At 53.4% G+C, this 15,078-nt stretch carries 12 protein-coding genes; 10 read left to right on the top strand and 2 right to left on the bottom strand.

Annotated elements, in window-relative coordinates; genetic code table 11:
• Positions 1-203: 203 nt before the first annotated feature.
• Positions 204-893 carry a TetR/AcrR family transcriptional regulator gene (locus ABEA08_RS07765; protein ID WP_345334722.1) on the bottom strand — a complete coding sequence of 230 codons (690 nt, stop codon included), beginning with the start codon at positions 891-893 and terminating at the stop codon, positions 204-206.
• Positions 894-1,183: 290 nt separating this feature from the next.
• Here ABEA08_RS07765 and ABEA08_RS07770 point away from each other — a divergent pair, with 290 nt between their 5' ends.
• From ABEA08_RS07770 to ABEA08_RS07785, 4 genes are all read left to right on the top strand, one after another.
• Positions 1,184-2,971: an aryl-sulfate sulfotransferase gene (locus ABEA08_RS07770; RefSeq protein WP_345334723.1), complete on the top strand. Its 1,788-nt coding sequence runs from the start codon at positions 1,184-1,186 to the stop codon at positions 2,969-2,971.
• A gap of 101 nt (positions 2,972-3,072) precedes the next feature.
• Positions 3,073-3,690, top strand: a complete 618-nt coding sequence (locus ABEA08_RS07775; protein ID WP_345334724.1) for a thiol:disulfide interchange protein DsbA/DsbL — start codon at positions 3,073-3,075, stop codon at positions 3,688-3,690.
• Positions 3,691-3,701: 11 nt separating this feature from the next.
• Positions 3,702-4,322 carry a disulfide bond formation protein B gene (locus ABEA08_RS07780; protein ID WP_345334725.1) on the top strand — a complete coding sequence of 207 codons (621 nt, stop codon included), beginning with the start codon at positions 3,702-3,704 and terminating at the stop codon, positions 4,320-4,322.
• A 290-nt stretch (positions 4,323-4,612) separates the two neighbouring features.
• A complete protein-coding gene (locus ABEA08_RS07785) occupies positions 4,613-5,623 on the top strand; it encodes a porin (protein ID WP_345334726.1) in 1,011 nt (336 codons plus the stop codon).
• Between the two features lie 142 nt (positions 5,624-5,765).
• Here ABEA08_RS07785 and ABEA08_RS07790 read toward each other — a convergent pair whose 3' ends face one another.
• Positions 5,766-6,515, bottom strand: coding sequence for a TetR/AcrR family transcriptional regulator (locus ABEA08_RS07790; RefSeq protein WP_345334727.1), 750 nt, complete (start codon positions 6,513-6,515; stop codon positions 5,766-5,768).
• Positions 6,516-6,764: 249 nt separating this feature from the next.
• Between ABEA08_RS07790 and ABEA08_RS07795 the strand changes: the two genes are divergently transcribed.
• The 6 genes from ABEA08_RS07795 (at position 6,765) to ABEA08_RS07820 (ending at position 15,045) form a co-directional block, all read left to right on the top strand.
• The gene (locus tag ABEA08_RS07795) at positions 6,765-8,564 is read left to right on the top strand and encodes an aryl-sulfate sulfotransferase (RefSeq protein ID WP_345334728.1); all 1,800 of its coding nucleotides are present in this window, start codon (positions 6,765-6,767) and stop codon (positions 8,562-8,564) included.
• A 398-nt stretch (positions 8,565-8,962) separates the two neighbouring features.
• On the top strand, positions 8,963-9,580 hold the full coding sequence (locus ABEA08_RS07800) for a thiol:disulfide interchange protein DsbA/DsbL (protein WP_345334729.1): 618 nt from the start codon (positions 8,963-8,965) through the stop codon (positions 9,578-9,580).
• Between the two features lie 11 nt (positions 9,581-9,591).
• On the top strand, positions 9,592-10,209 hold the full coding sequence (locus ABEA08_RS07805; RefSeq protein WP_345334730.1) for a disulfide bond formation protein B: 618 nt from the start codon (positions 9,592-9,594) through the stop codon (positions 10,207-10,209).
• A 367-nt stretch (positions 10,210-10,576) separates the two neighbouring features.
• Positions 10,577-11,293: a TetR/AcrR family transcriptional regulator gene (locus ABEA08_RS07810; protein ID WP_345334731.1), complete on the top strand. Its 717-nt coding sequence runs from the start codon at positions 10,577-10,579 to the stop codon at positions 11,291-11,293.
• Between the two features lie 417 nt (positions 11,294-11,710).
• Positions 11,711-13,513, top strand: coding sequence for an aryl-sulfate sulfotransferase (locus ABEA08_RS07815; RefSeq protein ID WP_345334732.1), 1,803 nt, complete (start codon positions 11,711-11,713; stop codon positions 13,511-13,513).
• Positions 13,514-14,277: 764 nt separating this feature from the next.
• Positions 14,278-15,045: a nucleoside-specific channel-forming Tsx family protein gene (locus tag ABEA08_RS07820; RefSeq protein ID WP_345334733.1), complete on the top strand. Its 768-nt coding sequence runs from the start codon at positions 14,278-14,280 to the stop codon at positions 15,043-15,045.
• The last annotated feature ends 33 nt before the right edge of the window (positions 15,046-15,078 follow it).

Below are 15,078 nucleotides of genomic sequence, written 5' to 3' on the forward strand. Positions count from 1 at the left end.
TCATCGGTGCAAGCACATGTGGCAACTAATCAGGCGGGTGAAGTACTTCATGAACAACGCCTCACCATTCCCGGGTGGTGGTCATGGATTGCAGAAACTGGAGCACAATTAGGATCAGTTATTTAGGAACTCATCCCTCTGAGCCAATGGGCCGCGTTAGCTCTGAATTCCCACCCAAATGGAGCATATTTAGGGTCAACTATTTAGATAAGCGATGAGTCGTATTGATCTAAAGCCGTGCGACAAAACGTGACAATTTTTTTGACGTCATACCCCGTGGTGCCCTCTTGCCAGTTCAGTTGGCGCAGCAAGCCATCAATGGTTTGAAGGCACTCTTCGATTTTGGGGTGATTGGCCGCCATAGGGTTTTGAAACATCAGCACAGTGCCGCGCTGATACGACAACAGTGTGTATGATTGTCGCATGATCTCCGCCTCATCAGTCAGCAAGTGCTCCGCTTCCAAGGCTTGCGACCAACTCGTCGCAGAAACTGCTTTCATGGCATCAAACCCAGCTCTAAGCCTAAGCTGTAACGTATCTTCAGCGCGCATCCAAATGCTGGGATTGGAAAACAGAAAATTCAGCTCATTGTGTTGCTGGTGATGGCGTGAAAAAAAGATGGGACAGAAATAATGGGTGATGAGTTTTTCATAGGGTGTCATCGCTGCTTGAGCAACCCGACTTTGCAGGTCCACTAATATATCCAAGCGCATAATGAACATGGAGATCACTAACGCTTCTTTATTGGCGTAGTGCGAATAGAGCGTCCCCATCGAGATCTGTGCCTGCTTGGCAATGTCGCTATATCGAAAAGCAAGTAGCCCTTGCTCGGCTATCACTTGCCTCGCCGCAAAAACGATCTTTCGCCGTACAGATTCCCGAATTTTTTTCACCTGTTCTCCCTAAAGCGACGCTAACTGAAATGTTTTTTCTCAAAATATTCTCAGTGCCACAATGCAAACCGGGAGATAGATATGCTGTTCACGGCCTCTGCGTGAGCTTATCGCCCACGACCTCGAATTTTTTTTTTGTATTCACCCTTTTTTTTGCACAACACTCCCGTTTTACTCGCCTGGCTAAGCTCAGCGACGTATTCCCACCCAAGCGCACACTATGCGGCTCTCCAAACCCATATCGTTTCTCCAACGGATTTCACCTCCACCAAAACTCAAAGGACTACGATATGAAAAGATTGTCGCTTGTTGCTTTATCGGTCTGTGCCGTCATAACCTACGCCCCCATCGCTCAGGCCATAGACTTGAATATGTCCCGTGGCATGGCCGTCGTCTCCAAGCAAACGGATGTGATCGGTGCTGTACACATGAACAAGTACGGACTGGCCCCCTTGACCGCCGTCATCGATATCCCGACTTGGCGTAACGGCATCAAAGACGTCAGCATCACCGTCAAGGGCAAGGGCGACAACGGCGTCGACCTGGACTACGACGTGTCCAACAACGATTTGCTGCATCACAGCGGCATTCCGGTGTTTGGCCTGTATCCGGACCACGTCAACCAAGTGGTTGTTTCCTGGACCGAGAACAACGAGCAGCACAGTCATACCTACCGCATGCGCACCGTACCGGTGAACTTTACCCCACCCGCTCACGCTTGGGCGCCATACCCTCAGGGCGAGGCCAAACGTGTCGCCGACGAGCGCTTTAAAGACCGGCTCTATCTGGTGGATGGCTTCGGCGATGCTGGCCAGAAGTCCATCGTCTCTCACAACAACCCAGCGGCGCCAGGTGCTGCCCTGTGGGATGCTCAAGCCACTCTGATGATCTTCGACACCAACGGTGATCTTCGCTGGTTTATGGACTACTCAAAATTCCGTGACGCCAACCACTACCGCCAAACCGGCATGGTGATGGGCGTTAAGCAGGTGGACAAGGACCTGGTGTGGGGCGCAGGCCAGGCCTACCATCGTATGAGCCTCATGGGTGAGCATATGTGGTCCCGTCCGCTGCCAGGTCAATACGCCGACTTTTCCCACGATATCCATCACCGACCCAACGGCAACATGATTTTGCGGGTTGCCAAGAAGGACTACCTCAATGACCGGGGCGATCTGGTCACCACTATCCGTGATCACATCATTGAGGTGGACCCAAATGGCAAGGTGATCCATGAATGGGATCTCAACACCATCCTCGACCCCTACCGTGACATCACCCTGCTGGGTCTGGACATGGGCGCCGTCTGCCTTAACGTCGACACCGACAAAGCCGGCCAGACAGCCGACGAAGATGCACTGGCCAATGCCCCCTATGGCGATATTCCTGGGGTCGGCACCGGTCGTAACTGGGTTCACGTCAACTCTGTGGTCTATGACGAAAACGACGACTCCATCGTGATCTCCGCCCGTCACCAGTCCGCCAACATCAAGATCGGCAAGGACAACGAAGTGAAGTGGATCCTCTCCGCGCGCGGTGGTTGGAAAGGCGAGTTGGCCAAGAAGGTGCTGCAGCCCGTGGACAGCCGCGGCCGTAAGATCGACTGTACCGAACAAGGCAAATGCCCCAATCCAGACGAGTTTGACTTCACCTGGACCCAACACACCGCCTACATAGGTAAAGACTCGGGCAAACGTCACTTCAACCTGTTTGTGCTGGATAACGGCGACGGTCGCTTCAACGAGCAGCCCATCATGCCGGAAGACAAGTACACCCGAGGTGTGGAGTACAAGATCGATCAGAAGAAGATGACCGTTCAGCAAACCTGGCAGTACGGCAAAGATCGCGGCTATGAGTTCTATAGCCCGATCACCTCGCTGACCCAGTACAACGCCGATAAGGACTCCAACCTGATCGCCTCCATGACCACCGGCCTGCTGCGTGGCAAATCGGTCGCCAAGATCGTCGAGATCCCGCACGGCGAGTCCGAGCCAGCCGTCGAAATTTGGGTACACGCCACGGCACCGGGTCAACCGGGCTACCGCACCACAGTGATCACCCCACCATTCGCAGACTAATGCCCTGCAGCGTCTGAGCTTGCTCAGACACCCCGGCCGGGGGCTCTGTCCCCGGCCACCCCTTAAGTTTTCGATTTATTTGAGTACCGCACGAGCACACGATGAAAAAGACACTCACTGCCCTGTTTACCATGACCATCGCCTTTGCCGGCTACGCCGCCGATTACAAAGAAGGTCAGCACTATCAGGTACTGAAGCCGGAAGCCCAATTCAGTGCCAACAGCGAAGTCACCAAGGTGTACTCGGTCAACTGCCCCTTCTGCTACAAGTACGAAACCGCAGTGATCCCCAATATGGAGAAAAACCTGCCGGATGGTGCCAGCTACGAAGGCTTGCACATCACCACCAAGACCCCACTGGGCGTCGAAAAATCACAAGTTCTGGCCGTCGCTAAGGTGATGGGCAATGACAAAGCTTACAAGGCCGCCAAGATGGCCTACTACAAGCATTTCCACGACGAAAAAAAGCGTTTCAACAACGGCGAGGAAGCCATCGCATTCGGTCTGAAAGCCGCAAAAATCAAACAAGCCGATTTCAACAAGCACGTCAGCACTCAAGCCGTGACCGATCTGCTGGCCTACTGGGACCAAGGGGTTGAAGTCGCCAAAATTCAAGGGATCCCGGCCATTGTCGTTGGCGGTAAATACCTGATCAACACTGCTCAGATCCGCTCTATGACCATGCTCGACGAGATGGTTGCCCAGTTGCTGGCCGAATAAGGAAAATCCCCATGGAACTGCTTAAATCCCTTTGGACCAACGTCAAGGCCGAGCCGGTGCCGACCCTGCACCGCTGGGGTAACCAAAGCCCCGTATGGCTGGTGATGGCCGGTGCATCTGGCTTCCTGATGCTCTGCTCCACCTTGTACTTCCAAGGTTGGTTGGCGATGGATCCCTGCGAGAAGTGTGTCTACATCCGCCTCAGCCAGATCTGCATCATCATCGCGGGTATCGCTTTGGCGGCATCCCCGCGCAACCTGGTGGTGAAGATCGCCGGTCTGGCCTTCGCCTGGTGGGCAATTTTCTACGGCCTCAACCATTCACTGGACTACATCGCCAGCCACCACACCATGGACGCGCTGGACTCCGGTATGGACTTCTTCGCTGCCGGTGGCGGTGCCAACGCCTGTGCCACTGAGCCGAGCTACCCGTTTGGCCTGCCGCTGCACGAGTGGTGGCCCGGCATGTTCGCCATCACCGGTGTGTGTGGCGAAGACGACTGGAGCTTCCTCGGCGGCACCATGGGTCACTGGCTGGTCTTCACCTACAGCATCAAAATTGCCGTGCTCGGTGTCGTCACCGGCGGCTGGGCCGCAGGCTTCGCCCGCAACAACAAAGCCGCGAACGCCTGAATTAGATAGGGCCTGACTCACCAGGCCCTATCGCTGCAACAGAGACAATGCAAACGCACGCTTGCGCGATCGATATCAAGGCCAGCTTGGACAGCGGTACCGGATAGAGAATTACGTTTGCGATGGATTGGACTCTGATCGCCTGACTTCGACAGAGCTTGAGTGGATCAGGCTCTATCAAAGCACCAGAGGAAGCTCAGACGGGTGTCTTCAGTGACGATGCCGCGCTCGCGGACTGAAGATCGAGATTTGGGCAAATTTCTCTCTTTTACTTATGCAAGGAATGGATGATGAAAAAGAATAAAATCACATTGGGTATTCTCGCCGTTGCACTGGGCGGTGTGTCCACGTTAGCCATGGCCGCCCCACAAGGCGCGCCAAAGCCAGGCCCAAAGTTCTCCGGTCAGATCGGCATCAACGCGGGCTGGCAAAGTGGCCAAGACTTCGAGGTGGGCTCTTACGACTCACGTTTCGGCCTAAATGGTATGCACTTCCTCGGCAACACCAAACTCATTTACACCGCCACAGTGCATCACAGTACCTATGAGGCCAACCACTACGGCTCCGACCTCGATGTGCGCGAAGCGGTTGTGATCGCCATTACTGATTACGGTAACTTTGTCGCCTCCGCCGCCGGACAGATCGCGGCCTACACCGACGTCGTATCGAAAGTTGATATCCACGAGGTCAACACCGGAAACACCGGCAGCCACGACTACCTGTTTTCCCAGCAACGCTATGGCACTCAGGCAGTTGCCTACGCCACTCCGAAATGGAATGGCCTGCAGTTGAAATTTAATGCCGTGACCCCTGATTGCCATTCCGGTAAAGATCTGGACATCGTCGGTGGCGGCCTGTACTACGATAAGGGTGCCATCTACGCCGGATTCAACTATGCCCAAATCAGCGGGGAAATGCTGGGGGGGAAGGACACCGATGCTAAAGGTTACCGCGGGGTATTCCAGCATCGCGGCGATGCACTGACGCTGGCCGCCGTGGTTGAAGCCAACGTTGACACCGCCGGTGTGGACAGCACGGTTTATGCCGCTTCTGCCATCTACAAATACAACAACCTAGAGTTTCGTCTGAGCCACCAGTTTAAGGACTGGGATGGCGACCTTGATGACAACCATCTGACCATCGCCAGTGCCCACTACCCAGTGAGCGAGAACTTCAGCCTGTTCGTCGAAGGGGCACACTACTCTGACCGCCTCAGTAAGGTGGAAGGGTGGGGCCCGAATGCCACCACTATCTACACCAGCGACAGTAACTTCAACTTGGGCTTTATCACCAAGTTCTAATCGCAAGGCATAGGCTCGCCTGCTCCACTAAGCCGACGGGCTGAAACCACAAAGCCAGCACTGAGTGCTGGCTTTGTTATAGAAATATGCTGTGTCGCCTCTGTGCAGTGGGAGAGCTTATTCAACTCATACTGCGTATCAATCAGATCAACGCAACCTCGTGCTGATCCACCAAGGTACGGCATACTGACAGCAGTTGGGTGCGGTCAAGCCGGTCCGCGCCTTCAGCCCAAGCTAATGTACTCAAGATCGCCACCATGGTGTCCAAACATAAGGACAGATCCGGTTTTTCCCGGCTTTTGTTGACCATGGGGTTTTGTAACTGCATCACGCAGCCGCGTTGGTAACACAACAGCTGATGGCGGCTCATGGCGATCGCGCTAGGCTCCGACAACAAACTTCCACTTGCGACCGCTTGATCCCAAAGATCACGAGTTTGCTCGGTCATTGCCCCGTAACCCCCTTCCATTTGAAGTTTCAGGCTCGGCTCCGCCTGCTCCCAAACACTGGGATTGGCCAGCAGAAAGTTAAGGCCATCGGCTTTTTGGTGATGCAAGCTGGCCATCACCGACAGGAGGTTCACGGCGATCAATTTCTCATAAGGGGAAAGCTGGCATTGAGCGATCTGGCGGCGCACCTCAATCAGCCTCATAACCCGCTCGATGTAGAGCGAAACCAACAGGCTCTCTTTGCAAGAGAAGTGGGAATAGAGCGAGCCCATGGATACCTGGCTCTCCTTGGCAACATCACAAAACCGAAAGCCGATCACCCCTTGCTGCACAATCACCCGTTTGGCTGCCTGCAACAAATTTCGCCTGACCGTATCCCGTGTTTTCTTCATGCCGTACTCCAAGGTAAACACCAACTCGAGAAATTCTCGCCGTTTGCTCATGGGATTCTCAACAATCCCAGCGCGACTTGCAGAAAAGTCCATGGCGTTCAAGCCCAGCACCACAGAAACTCAACCTGCTCGATAAAAAACTTTATCGAAAAAGCAACGAAACTGAACGGTGCGCTCACCACGTCGCCATCAATGGATCCGGTCAGACTTTCAAATCCAAGATCCCATTTCTCCTGATCTCAGACCCATAAGCTAAGAGGCAAGCCAACAATAATGCCTAACAGCAACATGGAGATGATGATGAGAAAACTATCCCTCGTGGCCCTATCCACCTTGGCAGTCTTCGCCTTTAGCCCCGATGTACTCGCCGCCAAGGTCGGTAGTTCACTAAAATCTACCCGCGGTATGGCGGTGTATTCCAAACAGAGCGACGTCATTGGCGCCGTCCATATGAACAAATATGGCCTGACGCCGCTGACTGCGGTGATCGATATTCCCAGCTGGCGCAGTGGCATCAAAGATGTCAGCGTTTTGGTTAAAGGCAAAGGCGCAAAAGGGGTCGATATCGGCTATGACGTCTCCGCCAACGAGCTGCTGGATCACGCCGGTATTCCTGTATTCGGTCTCTACCCGCAACACACCAACCAAGTCGTGGTGAGCTGGACCGAAAACAACGAGCAGCACAGCCACACCTACAAAATGCGCACCGGTGGCGTCACCTTTGTGCCGCAAGCCAACTCTTGGGCCGACTACCCACAAGGCGAAGCCAAGATGGTAGCCAAAGAGGGATTTGAAGATCGTCTCTATCTGGTCGACGGCTTCGGTGATGGTGCCCAGCGCTCCATGGTGTCACACAACAACCCACAGGCCCCCGGCGCAGCCCTGTGGGATCGCTCCCCCACCATGATGATCGTCGATACCAATGGCGATCTGCGCTGGTATATGGACTATCAGAAATTCCGTGATGCCGAGCACTACCGCAAAACCGGTTACGTTATGGGGGTCAAACAGGTCGGCAAAGATCTGGTATGGGGCGCAGGCCAAGCCTACCACCGCATGAGCCTGATGGGTCAGCACGTCTGGTCCAAGCCACTGCCAGGCAACTACGCCGATTTCTCCCACGATATCGCTCATCGGCCCAATGGCAATATGATCATCCGCGTCGCCAAGAAAGACTACCTCAATGACATGGGCGATCTGGTCACCACGGTGCGCGATCACATCATCGAAGTGGATCCTCAAGGCAAAGTCCTGCACGAGTGGGATTTGAACACCATCCTCGACCCGTACCGCGACATCACCCTACTGGGTCTGGATATGGGCGCCGTGTGCTTGAACGTGGATTCTGATAAAGCCAACCAAACCGCCGATCTGGAACAGCTTAAATCTGCCCCCTATGGTGATGTTCCTGGCGTCGGAACCGGCCGCAACTGGGTACACGTCAACTCGGTTGTCTACGACGAGAACGATGACTCCATCATCATCTCTTCCCGTCACCAGTCCGCCAACATCAAGATCGGTAAGGACAACGAAGTGAAGTGGATCCTCTCCGCTCGCGGCGGCTGGAAGGGCGATCTCGCCAAGAAAGTGCTGCAGCCGGTGGACAGCAAAGGTCGCAAGATCGACTGTACCGAAGCGGGTAAGTGCCCGAATCCGGATGAGTTTGACTTCACCTGGACCCAACACACCGCCTACATCGGTAAAGACTCAGGCAAACGTCACTTCAACCTGTTCGTGCTGGACAACGGTGATGGCCGCTTCAATGAGCAGCCCGCCATGCCGGAAGACAAGTACACCCGCGGCGTAGAGTACAAGATCGATCAGAAGAAGATGACCGTCCAGCAAACCTGGCAGTATGGCAAGGAGCGCGGCTATGAGTTCTACTCCCCCGTAACCTCTCTGACCGAGTACAAGGCCGATAAAGACTCCAATCTGATCGCCTCCATGTCCACCGGGCTGTACGCCGGCAAAACCGTCGGCAAGATCGTCGAGATCCCACACGGTGAGTCCGAGCCAGCGGTTGAGGTTTGGGTTCATGGCAGCGCCCCTGGTGCGCCAGGCTACCGCGCCACGGTGATCACCCCGCCGTTTGCAGAATGATCCCTGCAAGATCAGGGCTTCGGCTCTGATCACCCGGCCGGGGGCAATCCCGGCCAACCTTTATCACGATGAACATGAAGGCACGCCTTTGGCCAAGGCCGCCCTGAGGCGACTTCACCGCCCGATTCACACAAATTTGCCAACTGCGAAAAGGTAAATTCCTTGTCGCAACAACGAGGTCACCGTCACACACACGAGAAACAAAAAAACCAATCATGCAACTGAAAAACAAAGAAATGGGAGCGTATTCAGCGGTGTATTAACCATCATGACCGTGCAAAACGTGAGCCTCTCAACGTTCGCAGGCTGCTCCCTGCAAAACCAGGGCTTTAGCTCTGAAACCCTGCCAGGGGAAACCCAGGCCAAATTTCCATCAATACCAAAAACAGAGAAAGCCCATGAAAAAGACCCTGACCGCCCTGTTTACTCTGGCCATCGCCTTTGGTGGCCAAGCCGCCACCTACAAAGAGGGCACACATTATCAAGTGCTGAAGCCGGAAGCCCAATTCACCGCCAACAGCGAAGTCACCAAGGTGTACTCCGTCAACTGCCCCTTCTGCTACAAGTACGAAACCGCAGTGATCCCCAACATGGAGAAAAACCTGCCTAAAGGTGCCAGCTACGAAGGCCTACACATCACCACCAAAACCCCACTGGGCGTCGAAAAGTCACAGGTTTTGGCCGTCGCCAATGTGATGGGTAACGATAAAGGCTACAAAGCCGCCAAGATGGCTTACTACAAGCACTTCCACGACGATAAAAAGCGTTTCAGCGACGGTGCTGAAGCGATCGCCTTCGGCCTCAAAGCCGCCAAGATCAAAAAAGCTGACTTTGACAAGCACGTTAAGACTCAAGCTGTGACCGATCTGCTGGCCTACTGGGACCAAGGCGTTGAAGTGGCCAAGATCCAAGGGATCCCGGCCATTGTTGTTGGCGGTAAATACCTGATCAACACTGCTCAGATCCGCTCCATGACCATGCTCGATGAGATGGTCGCCCAACTGCTGGCCGAATAAGGATAATCCCCATGGAACTGCTTAAATCCCTTTGGGCCAACGTCAAGGCCGAGCCGGTGCCGACTCTGCACCGCTGGGGTAACCAAAGCCCCGTCTGGCTGGTGATGGCCGGTGCGTCTGGCTTCCTGATGCTCTGCTCCACCTTGTACTTTCAAGGCTGGCTAGCGATGGATCCCTGCGAGAAGTGCGTCTACATCCGCCTCAGCCAGATCTGCATCATCATCGCGGGCATCGCTTTGGCCGCAGCCCCACGCAACCTGGTGGTGAAGATCGCCGGTCTGGCCTTCGCCTGGTGGGCGATATTCTACGGCCTTAACCATTCACTGGACTACATCGCCAGTCACCACACCATGGACGCGCTGGATTCCGGCATGGACTTCTTCGCTGCCGGTGGCGGTGCCAACGCCTGTGCCACTGAGCCTGCCTACCCGTTTGGTCTAGCTCTGCACGAATGGTGGCCTGGCATGTTCGCCATCACCGGTGTGTGTGGCGAAGATGACTGGAGCTTCCTTGGCGGCACCATGGGCCATTGGCTGGTCTTCACCTACAGCATCAAGATCGCTGTGCTCGGGATCGTCACCGGCGGTTGGGCCGCAGGCTTTGCCAAATCGAAAACGGTCAACGCCTAAACAGCAACAAGCTCTTAGAAAGCCACTGCGCTGACTCAGAGGCATTATTTAGTTATTCCCTGCAAGCCAAATGGAGCCGCTAACGGCTCCATTTTTTTATCACCAGCTTGAGCGGCGCTCGAAACACTCTCTCTTGTAACGAGCATTGCTGTGACCAAAAACTCACGCTATTTCGCACACCCTTTTCTTATTCTTTTCACCTCGCTACCTTACGCCTAAAGCAAAGCGTGACACGTTAACGGTAAACAAAACGGACTGACTCATTAGCTAACAATGCAGGTTCAACGCCCAATCAAATAAGCCAAACAGACAGTCAGGCCTTAACAAAACTCCTCAAATCCAGTTCACAAGGGGATCAGATCTACAAATGAGCAAAGCATCAACCTTGGAAGAAAAAAAAGAGAAAATACTGGATTTAGCTGCCGCAGCCTTAACTCAGCACGGCGCCATCGGGTTTCGATTTTCCGATCTCGCTAAGCAAGCAGGATGCTCAAACACCACCCTCTATAAAATATTCTCCAGTAAAGAAGACTTACTAGTAGAGCTCTTTACCCTGAACATGAAGCACGCCAACACACTGGTTGAGCAAGCGCTGGAGCTACAAGAAGTCTCTCTGCGCTCCCGACTTTTACTGGCTTACCTCATCGAGCCCTGCTGGAGTGTTACCAATCAAAACACCACCATCTGGATTAACTTCATCGCCAACCATAACTCGTTGGTTCACCAAGCCAATGGCGACAAAATCCAAACGTTACGCGCGACTTTAAGACGAAACAGCAGCTTACTGAATGCTGCCTGGCAGCAAGCGGTCACTTCTGGCGAACTGATATCGGATATCGAAAGTGCGTTCAACGTACAAAAACGCATCGTTATGGCTCAGCGTGGAGCAATATCCCTGATGAACAACTACTTCATGCAGGAAGAAGAGTCATTCAATTTATCCGGTTTACACGACAACATCGCCAACCAGATGGCACAACTTTCCTGGAGCCCTGATGTGGTAGAAACACCCGTTGAGTTATTGCTTGAACGCCACTTCACAGAGCTTCACCAAACCCTATTTTGTGACGAATCGGTCGGATAATCGCACTCCCAATAGGGGAGTCTATGCCGCTTGAGAAGGCGGCTAGAACATACCAACTCTCCGGCTTTTACCATCGACCTAGGCACAATTTTCAACGTGTAACATCAAGACCCCCCCGTGTGACTCTGGCTCAATTCCCTGCAGCGGACACACAGCCTCCCATATTTCAATTGCCTTACAAATTATCGACGCTCCCCTCCCCACTGAGGCGAATTTCTGTCCAAGCTCACACAAACAAATCAAACAAGAAAAGATAAAATTCCTATCACGATGACCACACCCACATCACACCCATTAACAAAGAAACACCCAATAATGACACCGTCAACACCACGTAGGGATCACCCTACAAGCAAACCATGTTGCTGATGTGGGTAACTGGATGCCGCATTAAGCAGCGCAACAAGGATGATGATAATGATGAAAAAAACCGCGATAGTCACCGCGCTTATGGTCGCCAGCTTTGGCGCGACCGCCGCAATGGACGGGATGAAGCCCAAGCCCATGCCTGGCACGCCTTTTGGTCACATCGTGCACAATCCACATGAGAATGCCCCACTCACCGCGTTGGTTACCCTCGGGCCCAAAGCCGTCAAGAGTCAGGTGGCTTCCGCCAAAGTGACGGTACACGCCAAGCCCGGCGGTGTGCCCATCTCTTATGACGTCAGCCATACCACCATGCAAAGCGAAGGCGGGATCCCCATCTTCGGCCTGTACCCTGACTATCACAACACCTTCACCATCGATTGGAAGGACGCGGACGGGAAATCCCACTCGCATGACTACAAGATGATGACGCCACAGGTGGACATGGGCTACTCTCAGGGCCAATGGGCGCACCACCCCACCATTGATGTCAAAAAAGTCGACCCAGACTTTAAAGACCGACTCTATTTCGTTAACTGGACCAAGTCAGACGGTAAAGTTGGCGTATTAACTCACAACACCCCAGATGGCCACGGCGCCTTCTCTTGGGATGGGGTACCCGGATTCTTCATCATCGATACCGCCGGTGACATTCGTTGGTATATGAATCCTTACACCACGCACGACTCCAAGGATTACGAAAACGCCGGTTATGCCATGGGCATGAACGTCACCGACAAAGGCAACATGATTTGGGTGCAAGGCCAAGGCTGGAAGCACATGAACATCATGGGCCGGATGATCGGCGAGCACAGCCTGCCGGGCGACTTCAGCGATGCATCGCACGAAGGGATCCAGATCCGCAACGGCAACGTACTCATCCGTGCGGCACGTAAGAACTACCCGCTGGCAGACGGCACCTTGGTCAACACAGTGCGCGACCACATTCTGGAAGTCGACATGAACGGCACCCTGGTGGATTACTGGGATCTGAATGAGATCCTTGACCCACTGCGTGATGCCGCCCTGCTGTCATTGGACGCTGGCGCCGTTTGCCTCAACATTGATGTCGACCAAGCCGGTCATCAAGCAACGGCTGAAGACTTAGCCAGCTTCGGCCGCGGTGATATTCACGGCGTCGAAACCGGCCGTAACTGGGCCCACGTCAACTCCGTTGATTGGGATCCGGAAGACGACTCCATCATTATCAGCTCCCGTCACCAGTCCGCGGTTATCAAGATCGGCCGTGACAAAGAGGTGAAGTGGATCCTGTCCGCTAAGAAAGGCTGGAAAGGTGAATTGGCCGACAAGGTACTGACCCCGGTTGACAAGCGTGGCCGCAAACTGGACTGCGACGAGAACGGCAAGTGTAACAACACCGACTTCGATTTCACTTGGACTCAGCACACCGCGTATAAAGTCCATGAGAAAGGCACCTTCAGCGTGTTTGATAACGGCGATGGTCGTCACCTCGAGCAGCCAACCTTCCCAACCGACAAGTATTCCCGCTCGGTGGAATACAAGGTCAATCCGAAGAAGATGACCGTCCAACAAGTATGGGAATACGGTAAAGAGCTGGGTTACGAAGGCTATGCGCCGGTGACCTCCATCACCAAGTACCAAGCCGACAAAAACTCCATGCTGAGCTACTTTGCTTCCGCTGGCCTGTTCGGCATTGGTGGCGGCTATGGCAACCTGAAAATGGACGAGACCACAGGTAAGGTAAAATCCATTCTTACTGAGCACCGCTACGGCGAGCAAGAGCCGGCCGTTCGCATCGACATTAATAGCCATGCGATGTTTGCCTCCGGCTATCGGGCGCAGGTCATTGTGATTGATGACATGATCAAATAAGCCATTCTGTTAAGGCTCGAGGGACTGTTGGCATCAGCCAACAGTCCCTTTTTTCACGTCCCCTCGAATGCCCTCTAATGCCAACGCAGACGAAGCACTAAGCGGCGAGTTCAGACAGTCGCATAGCCGGATGACGAACGACGATGAACGTACCTGGCGTGTTATTCTTCACGACTCATTGTCCATCCCTCCTTCCCACATCAACATTTTCCCTCGCGATATTATAAACAGCTCAAAAAAAGCTGGAGAGATGGCGCCAATCTTAAAACAACAAAAATCAAAAAAACTGTTTTACCAATCCAAATTAATAGGTAAGAGTTAATTTAACAAAACAGAATAACAGCCCATAAAAACACTCGATGACTTCTCGAGAAATTCTCACGGCATGATTTAAACCATATACAGAAAGATCAATTATGTGAGGTGGGGAAAACAAACCAAAGCCACAAACTGAAGCTTTTGCATCTCAACACAAGGACCAAGGGAGCTCCATCACGCACCACTCCACCTCTTCTCACAGCCAACAGAAGTGCCACGCATGTCTCACTTCCACTTATCCTGTTCGGTTTAATATCACTTCAAGGCTTGTTTGCACACTGCCAAAACGAAGCAAATATAAGAAGTGCAAGCCAGCCGGATTAGAAATCTTTCTTAATAAAAAGCAGTTGATTCGGCATATGTCGCAGCCACGCTGCTTAATCGGTGCAAATTGACCAAACAGCACGGATATAGCCTAAATCGATGACTGACAGGGAATAATGATGATGAAAAAAGGATTACTCATTGCATCGGCTTTGATGCTGGTGCCAAGTGCACAGGTGTGCGCAGAGGTAAAGGCCAGCTCTACCGCACTGCAAGTCGGCTACCTGTATCAGACCGGCTCAGGCAACGTTGCGAAACTGCCGCGACTGGGCCACGCTGCGATCCTCGGTTTTAACCACAACTCCCGCTATGACTGGGGCAGCATTGGCGGCTGGGCACGGATGGAAAACCCCTTTGGTTTGAATGAGGACGCCAAAAGCGGCCATCCTGCCGGTCAGGTCAACAGCTACAAAACCAACTTCGATCTGTTCTACAACACCGGGATACCAGGCGTTCAGGTATGGTGGGGACAGTTCGGCATTCTGAATGACGCCGTCGGTGAAATGAACAATGCACTGGGTTTAGCTTATGGCAAACGCGTAGGCTCTTGGTTCCTTCGCGCCAATGCCGGTGTTGAGTACACCATTGGCCACAACAGAGGCAAAAACCTCGATTTCGAGGGGATCTCCGGGGGCTCCAGTGCGTTGTTAGCCACCTACCGGGTTAACGAGCGGATAAATGTGATCGGCCGATTCGCTTATCGCTTTGCACACGATGACGATTATCGACTCATGGCTTGGGGTTCAAAAGATGGCTTCAACAGCTTTATTGCCGCCACTTACCAGATCACACCCAAGCTGACCGGCAAGCTGCAATGGCATAAGTTCCGCAACTGGGGCGGTTACGGCGATGCATCCCCCCTGGAGCTGAACTTCGCCTACCGATTCTGAGTCTCAAATTGTCACTTTGTTAAGCACAGCAAG

The organism is Ferrimonas pelagia (genome assembly GCF_039543565.1).
Taxonomy (GTDB): domain Bacteria; phylum Pseudomonadota; class Gammaproteobacteria; order Enterobacterales; family Shewanellaceae; genus Ferrimonas; species Ferrimonas pelagia.

Excerpts from the sequence above, each read along its gene's own strand:
- ABEA08_RS07770 (WP_345334723.1), top strand. The coding sequence starts at position 1,184 with ATGAAAAGATTGTCGCTTGTTGCTTTATCGGTCTGTGCCGTCATAACC.
- ABEA08_RS07775 (WP_345334724.1), top strand. The coding sequence starts at position 3,073 with ATGAAAAAGACACTCACTGCCCTGTTTACCATGACCATCGCCTTTGCC.
- ABEA08_RS07780 (WP_345334725.1), top strand. The coding sequence starts at position 3,702 with ATGGAACTGCTTAAATCCCTTTGGACCAACGTCAAGGCCGAGCCGGTG.
- ABEA08_RS07785 (WP_345334726.1), top strand. The coding sequence starts at position 4,613 with ATGAAAAAGAATAAAATCACATTGGGTATTCTCGCCGTTGCACTGGGC.
- ABEA08_RS07790 (WP_345334727.1), bottom strand. The coding sequence starts at position 6,515 with ATGAGCAAACGGCGAGAATTTCTCGAGTTGGTGTTTACCTTGGAGTAC.
- ABEA08_RS07795 (WP_345334728.1), top strand. The coding sequence starts at position 6,765 with ATGAGAAAACTATCCCTCGTGGCCCTATCCACCTTGGCAGTCTTCGCC.
- ABEA08_RS07800 (WP_345334729.1), top strand. The coding sequence starts at position 8,963 with ATGAAAAAGACCCTGACCGCCCTGTTTACTCTGGCCATCGCCTTTGGT.
- ABEA08_RS07805 (WP_345334730.1), top strand. The coding sequence starts at position 9,592 with ATGGAACTGCTTAAATCCCTTTGGGCCAACGTCAAGGCCGAGCCGGTG.
- ABEA08_RS07810 (WP_345334731.1), top strand. The coding sequence starts at position 10,577 with ATGAGCAAAGCATCAACCTTGGAAGAAAAAAAAGAGAAAATACTGGAT.
- ABEA08_RS07815 (WP_345334732.1), top strand. The coding sequence starts at position 11,711 with ATGATGAAAAAAACCGCGATAGTCACCGCGCTTATGGTCGCCAGCTTT.
- ABEA08_RS07820 (WP_345334733.1), top strand. The coding sequence starts at position 14,278 with ATGAAAAAAGGATTACTCATTGCATCGGCTTTGATGCTGGTGCCAAGT.